The organism is Pseudomonas sp. FG13, assembly GCF_057809755.1.
Genome location: NZ_JBMDKO010000030.1, coordinates 38172 through 54751, shown reverse-complemented (window position 1 = coordinate 54751; position 16580 = coordinate 38172). Strand labels below are relative to the sequence as shown.

General features: G+C 60.6%; 16 protein-coding genes. 11 read left to right on the top strand and 5 right to left on the bottom strand.

Features of this window, described 5'->3' with window-relative positions:
* The first annotated feature begins 106 nt into the window (after positions 1–106).
* From zwf to ACODTO_RS21025, 3 genes are read left to right on the top strand one after another with little or no spacing between them, the layout of a single operon-like run.
* The gene (zwf, locus tag ACODTO_RS21035; protein ID WP_139647597.1) at positions 107–1576 is read left to right on the top strand and encodes a glucose-6-phosphate dehydrogenase; all 1470 of its coding nucleotides are present in this window, start codon (positions 107–109) and stop codon (positions 1574–1576) included.
* Positions 1563–2276 carry a 6-phosphogluconolactonase gene (gene pgl, locus ACODTO_RS21030; RefSeq protein ID WP_139647599.1) on the top strand — a complete coding sequence of 238 codons (714 nt, stop codon included), beginning with the start codon at positions 1563–1565 and terminating at the stop codon, positions 2274–2276. The genes zwf and pgl overlap by 14 nt, the downstream gene beginning before the upstream one ends.
* 17 nt (positions 2277–2293) lie before the next feature.
* Entirely contained in the window at positions 2294–2959 is a 666-nt protein-coding gene (locus tag ACODTO_RS21025) for a bifunctional 4-hydroxy-2-oxoglutarate aldolase/2-dehydro-3-deoxy-phosphogluconate aldolase (RefSeq protein ID WP_024781181.1), read from the top strand.
* A gap of 278 nt (positions 2960–3237) precedes the next feature.
* Here ACODTO_RS21025 and ACODTO_RS21020 read toward each other — a convergent pair whose 3' ends face one another.
* Positions 3238–4425: an aminotransferase class V-fold PLP-dependent enzyme gene (locus ACODTO_RS21020; RefSeq protein ID WP_139647601.1), complete on the bottom strand. Its 1188-nt coding sequence runs from the start codon at positions 4423–4425 to the stop codon at positions 3238–3240.
* 12 nt (positions 4426–4437) lie between these two features.
* Positions 4438–4674 (bottom strand): DUF3820 family protein, encoded by a 237-nt coding sequence (locus ACODTO_RS21015; RefSeq protein WP_024781183.1) that lies wholly within the window; start codon positions 4672–4674, stop codon positions 4438–4440.
* A gap of 205 nt (positions 4675–4879) precedes the next feature.
* Between ACODTO_RS21015 and ACODTO_RS21010 the strand changes: the two genes are divergently transcribed.
* The 4 genes from ACODTO_RS21010 to ACODTO_RS20995 all read left to right on the top strand — a co-directional run bounded on the left by ACODTO_RS21010 (position 4880) and on the right by ACODTO_RS20995 (position 8644).
* Positions 4880–5344 carry a ferritin-like domain-containing protein gene (locus tag ACODTO_RS21010; protein WP_139647602.1) on the top strand — a complete coding sequence of 155 codons (465 nt, stop codon included), beginning with the start codon at positions 4880–4882 and terminating at the stop codon, positions 5342–5344.
* Positions 5345–5576: 232 nt separating this feature from the next.
* Positions 5577–7577 (top strand): FUSC family protein, encoded by a 2001-nt coding sequence (locus ACODTO_RS21005; RefSeq protein WP_489106997.1) that lies wholly within the window; start codon positions 5577–5579, stop codon positions 7575–7577.
* Positions 7564–7770, top strand: coding sequence for a DUF1656 domain-containing protein (locus tag ACODTO_RS21000; RefSeq protein WP_024781186.1), 207 nt, complete (start codon positions 7564–7566; stop codon positions 7768–7770). Before ACODTO_RS21005 ends, ACODTO_RS21000 begins: the two co-directional genes overlap by 14 nt.
* A 10-nt stretch (positions 7771–7780) precedes the next feature.
* Positions 7781–8644 (top strand): efflux RND transporter periplasmic adaptor subunit, encoded by an 864-nt coding sequence (locus tag ACODTO_RS20995; protein ID WP_041023861.1) that lies wholly within the window; start codon positions 7781–7783, stop codon positions 8642–8644.
* Positions 8645–8771: 127 nt separating this feature from the next.
* Here ACODTO_RS20995 and ACODTO_RS20990 read toward each other — a convergent pair whose 3' ends face one another.
* Both ACODTO_RS20990 and ACODTO_RS20985 read right to left on the bottom strand, forming a co-directional pair.
* Positions 8772–9242 carry a MaoC family dehydratase gene (locus ACODTO_RS20990; protein WP_041023860.1) on the bottom strand — a complete coding sequence of 157 codons (471 nt, stop codon included), beginning with the start codon at positions 9240–9242 and terminating at the stop codon, positions 8772–8774.
* A gap of 44 nt (positions 9243–9286) precedes the next feature.
* On the bottom strand, positions 9287–10231 hold the full coding sequence (locus ACODTO_RS20985) for an alpha/beta hydrolase (protein ID WP_489106996.1): 945 nt from the start codon (positions 10229–10231) through the stop codon (positions 9287–9289).
* A 224-nt stretch (positions 10232–10455) separates the two neighbouring features.
* Between ACODTO_RS20985 and fadD2 the strand changes: the two genes are divergently transcribed.
* Together fadD2 and fadD1 are read left to right on the top strand one after the other, a co-directional pair.
* Positions 10456–12144, top strand: coding sequence for a long-chain-fatty-acid--CoA ligase FadD2 (fadD2, locus tag ACODTO_RS20980; protein ID WP_489106995.1), 1689 nt, complete (start codon positions 10456–10458; stop codon positions 12142–12144).
* Positions 12145–12530: 386 nt separating this feature from the next.
* Positions 12531–14222, top strand: a complete 1692-nt coding sequence (fadD1, locus tag ACODTO_RS20975; protein WP_139647612.1) for a long-chain-fatty-acid--CoA ligase FadD1 — start codon at positions 12531–12533, stop codon at positions 14220–14222.
* A 201-nt stretch (positions 14223–14423) separates the two neighbouring features.
* Here fadD1 and ACODTO_RS20970 read toward each other — a convergent pair whose 3' ends face one another.
* Positions 14424–14801, bottom strand: a complete 378-nt coding sequence (locus ACODTO_RS20970) for a hypothetical protein (RefSeq protein WP_139647614.1) — start codon at positions 14799–14801, stop codon at positions 14424–14426.
* Between the two features lie 236 nt (positions 14802–15037).
* Between ACODTO_RS20970 and ACODTO_RS20965 the strand changes: the two genes are divergently transcribed.
* Both ACODTO_RS20965 and def read left to right on the top strand, forming a co-directional pair.
* Positions 15038–15997, top strand: a complete 960-nt coding sequence (locus ACODTO_RS20965; RefSeq protein WP_139647616.1) for a YihY/virulence factor BrkB family protein — start codon at positions 15038–15040, stop codon at positions 15995–15997.
* Complete coding sequence (gene def / locus ACODTO_RS20960; protein WP_139647618.1) at positions 15994–16533, top strand: peptide deformylase; 540 nt, start codon at positions 15994–15996, stop codon at positions 16531–16533. The genes ACODTO_RS20965 and def overlap by 4 nt, the downstream gene beginning before the upstream one ends.
* The last annotated feature ends 47 nt before the right edge of the window (positions 16534–16580 follow it).

The following is a 16580-nucleotide window of genomic DNA, read 5'->3' as shown; positions in this document are numbered from 1 at the left end:
CGGAATCGGTATTTTCGGAAAATGTTGTGGTTATTACTACATTTTTCCTTGAGTGATGCCTTGAAAAAAGGTATTTGTAGCCTAACTTGATAAAAGAACAAACATCATGCCTTCGATAACGGTTGAACCGTGCACCTTTGCCTTGTTCGGCGCGCTGGGCGATCTGGCCTTGCGCAAGCTGTTTCCCGCCCTGTATCAACTCGATGGTGCCGGTCTGTTGCACGAGGACACGCGAATCATTGCGCTGGCCCGTGAACCCGGCAGCGAGCAGCAGCACCTGGCGTTCATCGCCACGGAACTGCGCCGCTACGTGGGTGACAAGGACCTGAACGAAACCGTGTTCGAGCGCTTCATGGCGCGGCTGACTTACCTGCATGTGGATTTCCTCAAGGCCGACGATTATGTCGCCCTGGCCGAACAGATTGGTGCGGCCCAGCAGGTCATTGCCTATTTCGCCACACCAGCGGCGGTATACGGATCGATCTGCGAGAACCTGGCGAAGGTCGGCTTGAGCGAAAACACCCGTGTCGTGTTGGAGAAACCCATCGGCTCGGACCTGGAATCCTCGCGCAAGGTCAACGACGCCGTGGCCCAGTTCTTCCCGGAGAACCGCACCTATCGTATCGACCACTACCTGGGCAAAGAGACGGTTCAGAACCTGATCGCGCTGCGGTTCGCCAACAGCCTGTTCGAAACCCAGTGGAACCAGCATTACATTTCCCATGTGGAAATCACCGTGGCCGAAAAGGTCGGCATCGAAGGCCGCTGGGGCTATTTCGACAAGGCCGGACAGCTGCGGGACATGATCCAGAATCACCTGTTGCAGCTGCTCTGCCTGATTGCCATGGACCCGCCGGCCGAACTGTCCGCCGACAGTATCCGTGACGAGAAGGTCAAGGTGCTCAAGGCATTGGCGCCGATCAGCCCCGAAGGCCTGACCACCCAAGTGGTGCGCGGCCAGTACATCGCCGGCCACAGCGAGGGCAAGGCGGTACCGGGCTACCTGGAAGAGCCCAATTCCAACACCCAGAGCGACACCGAAACCTTCGTCGCCCTGCGCGCCGACATTCGCAACTGGCGCTGGGCCGGGGTTCCGTTCTACCTGCGCACCGGCAAGCGCATGCCGCAGAAGCTGTCGCAGATCGTCATTCACTTCAAGGAACCGTCCCACTACATCTTCGCTCCCGAGCAGCGCTTGCAGATCAGCAACAAACTGATCATCCGCCTGCAACCGGACGAGGGGATTTCCCTGCGGGTGATGACCAAGGAGCAAGGCCTGGACAAGGGCATGCAATTGCGCAGCGGTCCTTTGCAACTCAACTTTTCCGACACCTGGCGTAGCGCGCGGATTCCCGATGCCTATGAGCGGTTGTTGCTGGAAGTCATGAACGGCAATCAGAACCTGTTTGTCCGTAAAGATGAAATCGAAGCCGCGTGGACGTGGTGTGACCAGTTGATTGCCGGATGGAAGAAGTCCGGTGATGCGCCCAAGCCGTACGCGGCCGGGTCCTGGGGGCCGATGAGCTCCATCGCACTGATCACGCGGGATGGGAGGTCGTGGTATGGCGATATCTGAAGTGAAACTGCCCCAGGGCGTCAGCGCCCAGGCATTCAAGAGCCCGGTGCTGTTGGCTGAAGGCCTGGCATTGAAAGTGGCCGAGCAACTGCGCGCGGCGATCGACGCGCGCGGTACGGCGGTCCTGGTGGTGTCCGGCGGTCGCAGCCCGGTGGCGTTTTTCCAGAGCCTGGCCAAGCAGGCACTGGATTGGTCGAAGGTGGTGGTGAGCCTGGCGGACGAGCGCTGGGTACCGGTTGAACATGCCGACAGCAATGCCGGCCTGCTCAAGCGTTACCTGTTGCAAGGCGCGGCGGCCAAGGCCCAGTTCCTGAGCCTCTACAGCGCCAGTGCCAATCTGGAGGCCGCCGCCGAGCAGGCGGATCGCCTGCTGGCCGAGCTGCCGCCCATCGATGTGCTGGTATTGGGCATGGGTGATGACGGACACACCGCTTCGTTGTTCCCCGACAGCCCGAACCTGGCCGCAGCCTTGGACACCCAGGGCGCTCGTCGTTGCTGGCCAATGCTGGCGCCGACCGTGCCGCACCAGCGCCTGACCATGAGCCGCGCCTTGCTGGCCTCGGCGAAGCACAAAGTGCTGTCGATTTCCGGTCAATCGAAATTGACCACCCTGAACGCTGCGGTGGCCGGTGACAACGTCGCCGAAATGCCGATCCGTGCGTTTTTGCAACCTACGTTAGAGATTTACTGGTGCCCATGAACCAAGGATCAGCCGCTATGACAACTCTACCCCCGACCGTTTCCATGGCGGACAAAGTTACCCTGATCGATGACCTGTGCGCCAAGGCGCGGATCCTGCCGGTCATCACCATCGCTCGCGAACAGGACATCCTGCCGCTGGCTGATGCCCTGGCGGCCGGTGGCCTGACGGCGCTGGAAGTGACCTTGCGTTCCCAGTTCGGCCTCAAGGCCATTCAGGTATTGCGCGAGCAACGTCCGGAGCTGGTGACCGGTGCCGGTACGGTGCTCGACCGCCAGATGCTGGCGGCTGCCGAGGCGGCCGGTTCGCAATTCATCGTGACCCCGGGCATCACTCGTGACCTGCTCGAAGCCAGTGTCGACAGCCCGATCCCGTTGCTACCGGGCATCAGCAACGCGTCCGGCATCATGGAAGGCTACGGCCTGGGCTATCGCCGCTTCAAATTGTTCCCGGCGGAAGTCAGTGGCGGTGTCGCCGCCATCAAGGCCCTGGGCGGCCCGTTCGGCGAAGTGAAATTCTGCCCGACCGGCGGCGTCGGCCCGGCCAATATCAAGAGCTACATGGCGTTGAAAAACGTGATGTGCGTGGGCGGTAGCTGGATGCTCGATCCGGAGTGGATCAAGAACGGCGACTGGGCCCGCATCCAGGAATGCACCGCCGAGGCACTGGCGCTGCTGGACTGATTGTTTTACCAAACTTCGTTGGGTGTTCTACGGCTTTACGGTGCGCTTGGTCGGCGCGCCGTTTTTTTTTGCCTGGTTTTTGGCCTAACACTGATTGGTGTTGAGAGCACCTATTCTGTGGCGAGGGGATTTATCTGTGGCGAGGGGATTTATCCCCGCTGGGTCGCGCAGCGGCCCCATTTTTTGGGGGGCTGTTGCACAGCCCAGCGGGGCGGTGCGACGTTTCGCTAAATCCCCTCGCCACAGATAATCCCCCTTGCCACAGGGGGCTATGCAGGCTATGTGCGGCTCAGCTCGATCAAGGCCCGGGTAAGCCGCTCGATATCACTCGCCAGAGTGATCAGTCCCGGCGTGATACGGATACAAGGCCCGACGCTGGTCTGGCGTACCACGGTGAAGATCCCATAGTCGTGGAGCAATCGATCGGCCATCGCCTGCTGATCCGCCTGGGCGGTAAAGCGCATCGAGGTGATGCCGCAGTAGAGTCGCCGATCATCCGGGGTCATGACTTCGATACCCGGCAGATCGCGCACCGCGCTGACCCACAGGTCGCGCAAGTAGCAGAGACGCGCACCTTTGGCCAGGGCGCCGCCCAGGGCGCGGTGTTCTTCGAACACCAGGGGCAGGGTCAGTTGGGCCGGAATATTCGGGGTACTGTGGGGCGTGCGTGAGCGGATGTCGTTGGCCGGGTAATGACTGTCGTCCATGTCCGGATCGATGTCGGCCAGGCGTTTCGGGGCGATGTACAGGAAGCCCAGGGCCAGGGGCCCGCCGATCCATTTCTGCAGATTGAATCCGGCGAACGGGATACCCATTTTGGCCAGGTCAAAATCGATCTGGCCCAGGGCGTGGGCGCCGTCGAGGATGATGTCGACATCGAACTCCCGAGCCGCTTCGGCAATGGCCTTTACCGGCATCACCAGCCCGGTGAGGTGGTTGACGTAAGTCAGCGTCATCAGTTTCAAGCGCGGGTAGCGAATGAACGCTTCCCGGTAAGTCCCCACCAGGCTCTCGAAACTGGCCGGATGCTGGTGGACCAGTTCGATCAGCTCCACGCCACGCTGGCGGGCCAGCCAGCGCATCGCGTTCTTGACCGACTGATATTCCAAGTCACAGATCAGCACCTGGTCGCCAGGTTTCAGGCCGTTGTAGTTGCGAATCAACGATTGCAGGGCGTCCACGGCACTGCGGGTCAGCGCCACGGTTTGCGCAGGCGCCTTGATCAACTCCGCGACTTGGCGGCGAATGGCCTCGCCCTGGTCATGGTCGAAATGCTGGCGCACGTACACCGAGTTGCTGCGGTTGATGAAATCGATGTTGCGCTGGTACTCCTCGACCACCGTCCGCGACATGCGTCCGAAGTAGCCGTTCTCCAGGTTCAGCGGTTCATCGGGGGCGACGTCGTAGCGGTCGACAAAGGTCTGCCAGAAAGCTTCATCGTGGGCACGCAGGGTATTCTCGGGCATGTGAGGACTCAATCAGGGGCGGGGCTTGGGTTTGCCGTGCTTGACGCGCAGGGGATCGAGCAGGTCGGACAGACCGTTGTGGTCGATTTCCTGCATCAACGCCAGCAAACCGCCCAACTCACCGTGGGGAAAACCTTCGCGGGCGAACCAGTTCAGGTATTGACCGGGCAGGTCGGCCAGGATTCGGCCTTTGTATTTACCAAAAGGCATCTGGCGCGTGACCAGCAGTTCGAGGGTTTCCGGGTTCATGGCAAATGTCTTGAATCAAACAGGTTTGAAAATACAGGCATTCTGCATGCAGGCCAAATGACAGATCATGCAAATAACGCGGATACAGATTTTGTCTGTTTAATTAACTTATTGATTTTTAAGGTTTATTTTTGTAGGTCGGAGCTGGCATGCCCGATGCAATATTCCCTGCAGGTTTTGTATTCACCAGCAAAGGAATTGAAAAATGACTGATATGAACAAAGAAGCCATCGCCGTCCTGAACGACCTGATCCAGACCAGCAAGGATGGTCAGGAAGGGTTCAAGACCTGCGCTGAAGACATCAAGCATCCACAGCTCAAGGCTCTGTTCGTGCAACGTTCCGTCGATTGTGCCACGGCTGCATCCGAACTGCAGGCGGCCGTTCGCTCGTTGGGTGGTGATCCGGAAACCTCCACCAGTGTCTCCGGTGACCTGCACCGCCGCTGGGTGGATGTGAAGTCGATGTTCACCGGCAAGGATGAGGAAGCGGTGCTCAACGAAGCCGAGCGCGGCGAAGACCATGCGCTGAAGGCCTATAGGGAAGCCATGGAGAAGATCACCAAGCACAATCTGGTCGGCATCCGCGATCTGGTTGAACGCCAGTACCATGGCGTGCAACGCAACCATGATCAGGTCAAGGCGCTGCGTAACCAGGCACGCGCCAGCTGATACACGCGCTTGATCGAAAAAACGCCAGCCTTGTCTGGCGTTTTTTTTGTGCGACTTATCGGCAAGCACATTTGTGGCAAGGGATTGATCGCCACAGATTCGGAAAAAGTGTCTTGTCAAATCCACGGGTAATCGGCTCTGGACTCAAATAGGTAGCTAGCTAATAATTGCGCTTGCCCCATCACCCCTCTTTGCAACTATCGTTACTGCAACCCCTGAAAGAGTTTCCTGAGTGCCCATTACCTTCCAGGCCTTGTTCGCCCCCGACCGCCTCGCTGTGCAGTTCGCCATCAAGACCGTACTCGGTGGTGGGCTGGCGCTATGGCTGGCACTGCGCTGGGGGTTGGAGCAGCCGTCGTGGGCGTTGATGACCGCGTTCATCGTGGCGCAGCCGCTGTCGGGGATGGTGGTGCAAAAGGGATTGGCGCGGCTGCTCGGTACCCTGGTGGGGACCGTCATGTCGGTGGTCTTCATGGGGTTGTTCGCACAGACCCCCTGGTTGTTCCTGTTGGCGCTGGCCTTGTGGCTGGGGCTGTGCACGGCCTGTTCGACGTTGCTGCGAAGTGCCTGGTCCTATTCGTTCGTGTTGGCCGGGTACACAGTGGCGATCATCGCCTTGCCGGCCATTTCCCACCCTCTGGGGGTGTTCGATCAGGCAGTGGCGCGCTGCACCGAAATCAGTCTGGGGATTGTCTGTGCCACGGCCGCCAGTGCCTTGCTCTGGCCGTTACGGGTCGAGCGACAGCTGGCGGGCCAGGCCCATGCCGCCTGGCAGAGCGGCATGCAGGCGGCCCGTGCCACCCTGGCCGGCGACGCCCAGGCACGCAAGGGCTTGCTGGAGATTCTTGGCAGGATCGTCGCGGTGGATGCCCAGCGCGAACATGCCTGGTTCGAAGGCAGCCTGGGTCGCCAGCGCGCCCGGGCCATCAGCGGCTTGAGCCAGAAATTGCTGATGCTGCTGCGCGTTGCCCGTTCGGTGCGTCGGCAATGGAAGCAACTCGAACCCGCAGAAGCCGAGGCCCTCCAACCCTGGATGAACGAGGTTCAGCAAGCCCTCGATGCCGACACGGCGACGCTGCAAGCCTTGCGACCACGGGTGCTGGACGCCTCTCACGATCCCTCGATCAGCTCGGCGCAAAGTTACTGCCTGGCACGTTTCGCCTTGTTGCTCGACACCGCGCTGGCCGCTTGCGCGGCGCTGGCGGCGGTGCGAGAGGGCAGGGAGGCATCGGATCCGCCGCGGACCTTGACGCCCCATCGCGACGTGTCCCTGGCCATGGTATTCGGTGCCCGTAGCGCCTTGGCATTTCTGGCGGTTTCCTGCTTCTGGCTGGCAACGGCCTGGCCCGCCGCCAGCGGCGCGTTGGTGTTGACGTGTGTCGTGTGCAGCCTGTTTGCCAGCCGCGAAAACGGTGCGCAGATCGGCATGAGTTTCCTGCGGGGCATCCTCTTGGCCGTGCCGACGGCGTTCGTGGTCGGCGAGATCCTGCTGCCGCAGTGGAGCAGCTTCGCCATGCTTTGCATGGCCATGGGCGTGCCGTTGTTCTTCGGTGCGCTGGGCATGGCCAAGCCGCCGATCTTTGCCACGGCCACGTCGTTCTGCTTGCATTTTGTGGTGCTGATATCACCGCTCAACGCCATGAAGTACGACGTGGCGACATTCTTCAATAGCGCTCAGGCGATGATGATCGGCGTGGGGGCGGCGGTATTGGCATTCAATCTGCTGATTTTGCGCGATCCGGCCTGGCACGGCCGTCGCCTGCTGGCTGCGACCCTGGATGACCTGGTGCGCCTGACCCGGCGCAACTTGAGTGGCGCCGAGAGCTGGTTCGGCGGACGCATGGCCGATCGGCTGTTGCAGCTGGCGCGGCATTACCCCGAGCTGCCGGTCCCGTCGCGCAGCCGTTGGGATGATGGATTGCTCGGCCTGGATATCGGCGATGAGCTGTTGCACCTGCGTCTGAGCCTGGCCGTCGCCCAGGTGTCCGACAGCCGGGCGCAACGGCGCTATTTCGAAGCGCTGGAGCAGGTGCTCGAACGCGGCCCGTCCGGTGAGCAGGCCGATGCGTTGGCCCCGGCCAGCGCCGAGTTCCTGAAGGTGTTGTCGACAGAGCCCCCCGGCGATGCGCTGAAGTTGGCGCAGGGCGCGGTGGTGCAATTGCAGAGCAGCTGGCGCGCCTGGTGTCGCCAGCACGAACCGGAACGACGGGAGCACAGCCATGGGCTTGCGTGAATGGTCGATTGGCGGGGTGTTGCTCAGCCCGTTCCTGATTTATGTGGTGCTGGCCTTGCTGGTGACCGGTGCATTGCGCCTGTTGCTCAGCCTGGTGCCGGCCGGGCGTTGGATCTGGCACGAAGCCTTGTTCGACTGCGCCCTGTATGTCTGTGTCCTGACAGTGATTACCCTGGTCCTCGGGCCGTTATAAGGAGTTGAACATGCGTACCTCCGTACGTGTCGCCATTACGCTGGGCGTGGTGGCATTGGCGATTTTCGCCGGGTTTCACCTGTGGCAGTACTACATGCTCACGCCCTGGACCCGGGATGCGCGGATTCGCGCCGACGTGGTGGTGATCGCCCCCGACGTGTCGGGCTGGGTGCGTGAACTCAAGGCGGTGGATAACCAGCAGGTCAAGGCCGGCGATCTGTTACTGAGCATCGACCGCGAACGCTTCGAAGCCGCCGTGGAGAAGGCCAGGGCAGTGGTTCAGACCCGCCAGCAGCAACTGAGCCTGCGCGAGCATGAAGCCAGTCGCCGTGCCGCCCTGGGGCCCCAGGCCATCAGTGCCGAGCTGCGGGAAAATGCCCAGATCAACGCCGGCATCGCCCGGGGCGAGCTGCGCGAAGCCCAGGCCGAGGCCAAGGTCGCCGAGCTCAACCTGGCTCGCAGCCAGGTCTTGGCGCCTCGTAGCGGTCACATCACCAACCTGCGGCTGGCCGAAGGCAATTACGTCAACGCCGGGCAGCCGGTCATGGCATTGATCGACGATTCGACGTTTTATGTGCAGGCCTATTTCGAAGAAACCAAACTGCCGAGGATCCGCGTGGGCGATCCGGTCAAGGTCTGGCTGATGAGCGCCGGTCATGCCCTGGAAGGTCACGTCGAAAGCGTCAGCCGTGGCATTACCGATCGCAATACCAACCCGGACGCGCAGTTGCTGGCGGAAGTTGAACCGACCTTCAACTGGGTGCGCCTGGCCCAGCGGATACCGGTGCGGATCAAGCTGGACAAGGTGCCGGAAGGGGTGAACCTGAGTGCGGGGATGACGGCGAGTGTGCAGGTGCAGGAGCACGATCAATAACTTGTCGCAGGACCTGTGGGAGCAAGGCTTGCCCGCGATGAAGTGAATGCGGTCTACCTTGAAATCGAGGTGCCCTGATCGCGGGCAAGCCTTGCTCCCACAGAAGGGATGAATTCCCTTGCGATAATCAGCCGATGCTGATCGCCGGCAGCGTCGGCAAGGTCACGGTCTGCTGTTTGCGCGGCGCGAGGATCTCGGCTTCGCCATCCACCACCAGCTCATCGCGCTGGTTGAACACGCGGGTGGCGATGCGTACGCGAAACTTCGGCAGCTTTTCCAGGATCTCCAGGCGTACGGTCAGGGTATCGCCGATCTTTACCGGTTTCTGGAAGCTCATCTGCTGGCCGATATAGATGGTGCCGGGCCCAGGCAGCTCGCACGCCACCGCGGCGCTGATCAGCGCACCGCTGAACATGCCATGGGCGATGCGCTCCTTGAACATGCTCGCCGCGGCGAATTCGGCGTCCAGGTGCACGGGGTTGTGATCGCCCGACATGGCGGCGAACAGCTGGATATCACGCTCTTCGACGGATTTGCTATAGCTGGCGGTCTGGCCGACTTCGAGGGCTTCGTAAGGGGTGTTGGTAACCTGGGTCATCTGTTTCTGATCCTGTGGCGGGTAAGGGAAAAAGCGCTGGCAAGCTACTCGCTTCGTGGCGGGCGCTTGTGGTTCAGGGCCTGGGCAATCCAGGCCAGCACATCGGCCGTCACTTCATCGCGGTTGGTTTCGTTGAACAATTCGTGCCGGGCCTGTGGGTAAATCGTCAATTGCAGGTGCTGGCTGCCGGCGGCGCGCAGGACGTCGGCCAGATCCTTGAGACGCTTGCCGTCGCTTACCGGATCACATTCGCCGCCAATGACCAGCAACGGCAGGTCCGGATCGATCTGGGCGAGATTGGACGCTTTGCTGATTTGCTGCAAGCCACCGAGCAGGTCGACCCACAGCTGATTGCTGCAGCGAAAGCCGCACAGTGGGTCGTGGACGTACTTGTCCACTTCGACCGGGTCGCGGCTGAGCCAGTCGAAGGGCGTGCGGGTTGGTTTGAATTTCTGATTGAAACTGCCGAACGACAGCCATTCGATCAAGGCGCTACGCCCGGTGGCACCCTGGCGCCAGCGTTCGAAGCGGGCAATCAGGCGGGCGGTGCGATACAGCGCCACCGGTTGGAAATTGGAACCGCTGAGAATCGCCCCATGCAGGCTTGCGCTGTGATGCAGCAGGTACGCCTGGGCGATGTAGCTGCCCATGCTGTGGCCCAGCAGCACGATTGGCGTGTCGGGATGTTGCTGGCCGATGTGATGGTTGAGGCTGGCCAGGTCGCCGACCACCTTCGCCCAGCCATCCTCGTCGGCATAATGGCCGAGGAGCGCCCCCTCGCCGGTCTTGCCATGGCCGCGCAGATCCGCAGCGTAAACACCGTAGCCTTCGTCGCACAGGGCCTGGGCCAGGCGCTGATAGCGGCCGCTGTGTTCGGCCATGCCGTGGGCCAGCAAGATCACCGCCCGAGGCGTGGTTTGCGGCAACCACTGATTGACGAACAGGCGGCTGTGATCGGTTGCGGTCAGCCAGAACGTTTGATGAGTCATGACGATCCTTTACAGGGGAGCATGCGCAATGTTGCTCCATTGTATAGCGCATCCGTTGCGTCTCGCCTGATCAGGCCACACGTAGGCGGCAAGATTCACACAATCTATGACACAAATTGCCGTATTTGCCTGATTGGCCAGAGCTGCTAGTGTCCCAAGAGCTCCGCTTCTGCGAGTCGTAAAGAAGCGGCCCGGGATAGGTTCAGGTAAAGAGGATAAAAACAATGCAGCCTGATTTCTGGAATGACAAACGCCCGGCCGGCGTGCCCCTGGATGTCGACCTCGGGGCCTATAAGTCGGTCATCGAGGTGTTCGAGCGTTCCTGCAAGAAATTCGCCGACCGCCCGGCGTTCAGCAATATGGGCGTGACCCTCACGTATGCCGAGCTCGAGCGCCATAGCGCAGCCTTTGCCGGTTACCTGCAAAGCCATACCGATCTGGTTCCCGGTGACCGTATCGCGGTGCAGATGCCCAATGTCCTGCAATATCCGATTGCCGTCTTCGGTGCCTTGCGCGCCGGATTGATCGTGGTCAACACCAACCCGCTGTACACCCCGCGGGAAATGCGCCACCAGTTCAAGGATTCCGGTGCCCGGGCGCTGGTGTACATGAACCTGTTCGGAAGCAAGGTCCAGGAAGTGATGCCCGACACGGACCTGCAGTACCTGATCGAAGCGAAAATGGGCGACCTGATGCCCACCGCCAAGGGCTGGCTGGTCAACACCGTGGTGAACAAGGTCAAGAAGATGGTCCCGGCGTATTCGCTGCCCCAGGCCATTTCCTTCAAGAGCTCCTTGCGCCTGGGGCGTGGCCAGGCCATCAAGCCACTGAAGGTCAGCCTCGACGACATCGCGGTGTTGCAATACACCGGCGGCACCACCGGGTTGGCAAAGGGCGCGATGCTGACCCACGGCAACCTGGTGGCCAACATGCAGCAGGCCCGGGCCTGCCTGGGACAGCTCGGCGATGACGGCCAGCCGCTGCTGCGCGAAGGCCAGGAGGTCATGATCGCGCCGCTGCCGCTGTACCATATCTACGCTTTCACGGCGAACTGCATGTGCATGATGGTGACCGGCAACCACAACGTGCTGATCACCAATCCACGGGACATCGCGGGCTTCATCAAGGAGCTGAAGAACTGGCGTTTCTCGTTATTGCTGGGGCTCAACACGTTGTTCGTGGCGCTGATGGACCATCCGGATTTCAAGACCCTGGACTTTTCCCACCTCAAGGTCACCAATTCCGGCGGCACCGCGTTGATCAAGGCCACCGCCGAGCGCTGGCAACAGATCACCGGTTGCGGCATTACCGAAGGGTATGGGCTGACCGAAACCTCGCCGGTGGCGAGCGCCAATCCTTATGGCGGTAAATCCCGGCTGGGCACGGTGGGGATGCCAGTGCCGGGCACGCTGATGAAAGTGATCAACGATGATGGCGTCGAGCAGCCCCTGGGCGAGCGTGGCGAGCTGTGCATCAAGGGCCCACAGATCATGAAAGGCTACTGGAACAAGCCTGAAGCCACCGCCGAAGTGCTGGACAGCGAAGGCTGGTTCAAGTCCGGTGACATCGCGGTGATCGACCCGGACGGTTTCGTGCGGATCGTCGATCGCAAGAAGGACATGATCATCGTCTCGGGTTTCAACGTGTACCCCAACGAAATCGAAGACGTGGTGATGGCCCACCCGAAGGTCGCCAATTGCGCGGTGATCGGTGTGCCGGACGACCGCTCCGGGGAGGCGGTGAAACTGTTCGTGGTTGCGCGGGAGGCGGGCGTCAGCCTCGAAGAACTCAAGGCCTACTGCAAGGAGAACTTCACCGGCTACAAGATTCCCAAGCACATCGTGTTGCGAGAGTCGCTGCCGATGACGCCGGTGGGCAAGATCCTGCGCCGGGAGCTGCGCGATATCGCGTGATGTAGACCAAGCACATACCCTTGTGGGAGCGAGCCTGCTCGCGATAGCGGTGGATCAGTCATGGGAATATTGGCTGACACACCGCTATCGCGAGCAGGCTCGCTCCCACATGGGCTTCTGGGGTTTAAACAAAAAAGAAGGCCGGATTCAGAACGTTCCTACAGTTCGTAGAATTTTTACTCTAAAAATGACCATTGCATATTCTTGAGTCGGATTAGTGACCGTGTCGGCCACTTTTGGCTCTAGTCGACCCTTGGCAAAGCTGCTACTCTCGGCGCGCTTTTGTGACTTCTCGGCCTTCATCCAAGCCAGATTCACCAACAAACACACCAATAATAATCGCATCAAATGCGGTGAGAATTCGCGTTGCTGAGGAGTGGGCTTCCATGATCGAAGACTTTTGGAAGGATAAGTACCCAGCTGGGATTGCTGCCGACATCAATCCAGACGAGTATCCGAATATTCAGGCGGTGTTGAAGCAGTCCTGCCAACGCTTCGCCGACAAGCCGGCATTCAGCAACCTCGGCAAGACAATCACCTACGGTGAACTGTACGAATTGTCCGGTGCCTTTGCCGCGTATCTGCAACAGCATACCGATTTGCAGCCGGGCGATCGAATCGCCGTGCAATTGCCTAACGTTCTGCAATACCCGGTGGCAGTGTTCGGGGCCATTCGCGCCGGCCTCATCGTGGTCAATACCAACCCGCTGTACACCGCGCGGGAGATGGAGCACCAGTTCAACGATTCCGGCGCCAAGGCACTGGTGTGCCTGGCGAACATGGCGCACCTGGCCGAGACCGTGGTGCCGAAGACAGGCGTCAAGCACGTCATCGTCACCGAGGTGGCCGACCTGTTGCCGCCGCTCAAGCGGCTGCTGATCAACAGCGTGATCAAGTACGTCAAGAAGATGGTCCCGGCGTATCACCTGCCCAAGGCCGTCAAGTTCAACGACGTGCTGAGCAAGGGCCATGGCCGGCCAGTGACCGAAGCCAACCCGGGCAGCGATGACGTGGCCGTGTTGCAGTACACCGGTGGCACCACCGGCGTGGCCAAGGGGGCGATGCTGAGCCACCGCAACCTGGTGGCGAACATGCTGCAGTGCAAGGCGCTGATGGGTTCCAACCTCAATGAAGGTTGCGAAGTGCTGATCACGCCGCTGCCGCTGTACCACATCTATGCATTCACCTTCCATTGCATGGCAATGATGCTGATCGGCAACCACAACATCCTGATCAGCAACCCGCGCGACCTTCCGGCGATGGTCAAGGAACTGTCGAAGTGGAAGTTCAGCGGTTTCGTCGGCCTCAATACCCTGTTCGTGGCACTGTGCAACAACGAAGGTTTCCGCAAGCTGGATTTCTCCGCGTTGAAAGTCACCTTGTCTGGCGGCATGGCCCTGCAACTGGCCGCTGCCGAGCGCTGGAAAGCGGTCACCGGTTGCCCGATCTGCGAAGGCTATGGCATGACTGAAACCAGTCCGGTGGCCACGGTCAACCCGATCCAGAACATCCAGGTCGGCACCATCGGCATTCCGGTGCCATCGACGCTGTGCAAGGTCATCAATGACGCAGGCGTCGAACTGCCTCTGGGCGAAGTCGGCGAGCTGTGCGTCAAAGGTCCGCAGGTGATGAAGGGCTACTGGCAGCGCCAGGAGGCCACCGACGAAATCCTCGACAGCGAAGGCTGGCTCAAGACCGGTGACATCGCGCTGATCCAGCCGGACGGCTACATGCGCATTGTCGACCGCAAGAAGGACATGATCCTGATCTCCGGCTTCAACGTGTACCCCAACGAGCTGGAAGACGTGCTGGCGACCCTGCCGGGCGTGCTGCAATGCGCCGCCATCGGTGTACCGGACGAGAAGTCCGGCGAGGCGATCAAGATCTTCATCGTCGTGCGACCCGGAGCCACGCTGACCAAGGAGCAAGTGATGGAGCACATGCGCGCCAACGTCACCGGCTACAAGGTGCCCAAGGCGGTCGAGTTCCGCGATGCGTTGCCGACCACCAATGTGGGCAAGATCCTGCGACGTGAGTTGCGGGATGAAGAGCTCAGGAAGTTGGGTGTGAAGAAGTGAATTGCGTGTAAACAAAAAGCCCCGCCGAAGCGGGGCTTTTTGTTGGGTGGCTACTTGAAGCGACGCCGTGTGGGAGTGAACTGTGGGAGCAAGGCTTGCCCGCGATGAAGTTGATTCGGTCTGCTTGGCGTCGTGGTGCCTTCATCGCGGGCAAGCCTTGCTCCCACATAATCCCCAAGCTACATACGTCGGCGGTCGGGGTTACAGCCTGAACTGCGCAAAATCCAGGTTGGTGCCTCCCGGTCGCAGGTCTTGCAGGTACGAATCCCTGTCGGCGCTCAGCTCCAGGCTCAAGGCCGCCTTGCGCTTGCCTTGGTTGCGCACTTCCAGGCCTTCCATTTTTTCCCGCAGGAACACGGTCGGCACTTTCAGGTGCAGCAATTCGTCGGTGGCCGGAGTGTGCAGGAGCAGATGAATCCATTCGTACTGGCCGACAGCCAGGCGGGTCACCGGGATGTTGAACCAGAAGATGTTGCGGTTGCGGTTCAATTCGCTGAAATGGCAGTTGTTGACGCCCAGGACGGCGCCGCCCAGTTCCTGGTTTCTGCGGGCGATGGCCTGCTTCTTATCGAGTTTCATAACGTTCCTACGGGATTAAAGCTTCGGGCCGGGCCTGAATACATGCGGCATTCTCGACGGTTGCCGGGCAAACATAAAGCCCTGCCGGTGCGAAGAATGAAACTTGCGCTGTGGGGCATTGGTCAATTCTGCGTCGGGATGAGATTGTCCCAAAGTCGCCAAACAGGCTACTTTGAGGTAAAAAACGCCCCTTGAGTCGCCACGCGACCCCTTTTTTGCGGCGAAAGGAGACGCTCATGATATTTCCGGACATGAAAGGCTTGCCTTTGCATCGCGTGATGATGCGTACGGTGACCGAGTTTCTCGACGACGAGATGTCGACCTACGCCTCGGCACTGGCCTACCAGATGCTGTTTTCCCTGTTTCCTTTCATCCTCTTTCTGATCGCGCTGATCGGCTTCCTGCATCTGCCGGATTTCTTCTCGTGGCTGCGCCTGCAGTCGGAGCTGGTGCTGCCGCCCCAGGCGCTGGAGCAGGTCAACCCGGTGATCGACCAACTCCAGCAATCCAAGGGCGGGCTGTTGTCGGTGGGTATCGTGGTTGCGTTGTGGACCGCCTCGGCCGGGGTGCGGCTGATGATGAGCGCCATGAACGCCGCCTACGATGTGGTCGAGGGACGTCCGGCCTGGAAGCGCTTTCCGCTGTCGATTTTCTATACGGTCGGCATCGCCGGCATGCTGCTCATCGCGGCGGCTCTGATGGTCCTCGGTCCGCAGGTGATGGAGTGGATTGCGGCCCAGGTCGGGTTGGAGGAATTCATCGTCACGCTCTGGACGATCGTGCGTTGGCCGGTGATCGTGATCCTGTTGATGGTGGCGGTGGCATTGATCTACTACGTGATGCCGGACGTGAAGCAAGAGTTTCGCTTCATCACGCCGGGCTCGGTGCTGGCCGTGGTGGTCTGGATCATCGCCTCCCTGGGCTTCGCTTTTTACGTCAAGACCTTTGCCAACTACAACGCCATGTATGGCAGTATCGGCGCGATCATCGTGTTGCTGCTGTACTTCTATATCTCGGCGGCGGTGCTGTTGCTGGGCGCGGAGATGAACGCGGTGATCGAACACATGTCCGCCGAAGGCAAGGAGCCTGGTGAGAAGGTGCCCGGCGAGCACTGGAAGCACCATGTCTCGGGACTGGCGCGCGACCACTCCATCAAACCGGACGCCGATCCGAACGCAGAAGAAGCCCGACCATGATTCGAGAAATCCTCAAGATGGGCGATGCGCGCCTGCTGCGAATCGCTCCACCGGTCCCGCCGCAGATGTTCGACACCCCAGAGCTGTGGCAATTGATCGACGACATGTTCCAGACCATGGAAAGCGTCGGCGGCGTCGGCCTGGCGGCGCCGCAGATCGGGGTGGACCTGCAACTGGTGATTTTCGGCTTCGACCACAGCGAGCGTTACCCCGATGCGGAGGCAGTGCCCCAGACCATCCTGATCAACCCGCTGATCACGCCGCTGAGCCCGTTGCTGGAAGAAGGTTTCGAAGGTTGCCTGTCGGTGCCCGGCCTGCGGGGGGCGGTCGATCGCTTTCAGCACATCCGTTACGAAGGCTTCGATCCCAAGGGCGAGCCGATCGTGCGGACAGCCTCGGGCTTTCATGCACGGGTGGTGCAGCATGAATGCGACCACCTGATCGGGCGCTTGTACCCGTCGCGGATCACTGACTTCAGCAAGTTCGGGTTTACCGAAGTGATGTTCCCGGATCTGGACCCGACGGCCGACGACTGAACCTTCACCTCAATCACTTGTGGGAGCGAGCCTGCTCGCGATAGCGG

What these genes read in the sequence shown, in the direction of transcription:
- zwf (WP_139647597.1), top strand. Translation starts at nt 107, where the DNA reads ATGCCTTCGATAACGGTTGAACCGTGCACCTTTGCCTTGTTCGGCGCG.
- pgl (WP_139647599.1), top strand. Translation starts at nt 1,563, where the DNA reads ATGGCGATATCTGAAGTGAAACTGCCCCAGGGCGTCAGCGCCCAGGCA.
- ACODTO_RS21025 (WP_024781181.1), top strand. Translation starts at nt 2,294, where the DNA reads ATGACAACTCTACCCCCGACCGTTTCCATGGCGGACAAAGTTACCCTG.
- ACODTO_RS21020 (WP_139647601.1), bottom strand. Translation starts at nt 4,425, where the DNA reads ATGCCCGAGAATACCCTGCGTGCCCACGATGAAGCTTTCTGGCAGACC.
- ACODTO_RS21015 (WP_024781183.1), bottom strand. Translation starts at nt 4,674, where the DNA reads ATGAACCCGGAAACCCTCGAACTGCTGGTCACGCGCCAGATGCCTTTT.
- ACODTO_RS21010 (WP_139647602.1), top strand. Translation starts at nt 4,880, where the DNA reads ATGACTGATATGAACAAAGAAGCCATCGCCGTCCTGAACGACCTGATC.
- ACODTO_RS21000 (WP_024781186.1), top strand. Translation starts at nt 7,564, where the DNA reads ATGGGCTTGCGTGAATGGTCGATTGGCGGGGTGTTGCTCAGCCCGTTC.
- ACODTO_RS20995 (WP_041023861.1), top strand. Translation starts at nt 7,781, where the DNA reads ATGCGTACCTCCGTACGTGTCGCCATTACGCTGGGCGTGGTGGCATTG.
- ACODTO_RS20990 (WP_041023860.1), bottom strand. Translation starts at nt 9,242, where the DNA reads ATGACCCAGGTTACCAACACCCCTTACGAAGCCCTCGAAGTCGGCCAG.
- ACODTO_RS20985 (WP_489106996.1), bottom strand. Translation starts at nt 10,231, where the DNA reads ATGACTCATCAAACGTTCTGGCTGACCGCAACCGATCACAGCCGCCTG.
- fadD2 (WP_489106995.1), top strand. Translation starts at nt 10,456, where the DNA reads ATGCAGCCTGATTTCTGGAATGACAAACGCCCGGCCGGCGTGCCCCTG.
- fadD1 (WP_139647612.1), top strand. Translation starts at nt 12,531, where the DNA reads ATGATCGAAGACTTTTGGAAGGATAAGTACCCAGCTGGGATTGCTGCC.
- ACODTO_RS20970 (WP_139647614.1), bottom strand. Translation starts at nt 14,801, where the DNA reads ATGAAACTCGATAAGAAGCAGGCCATCGCCCGCAGAAACCAGGAACTG.
- ACODTO_RS20965 (WP_139647616.1), top strand. Translation starts at nt 15,038, where the DNA reads ATGATATTTCCGGACATGAAAGGCTTGCCTTTGCATCGCGTGATGATG.
- def (WP_139647618.1), top strand. Translation starts at nt 15,994, where the DNA reads ATGATTCGAGAAATCCTCAAGATGGGCGATGCGCGCCTGCTGCGAATC.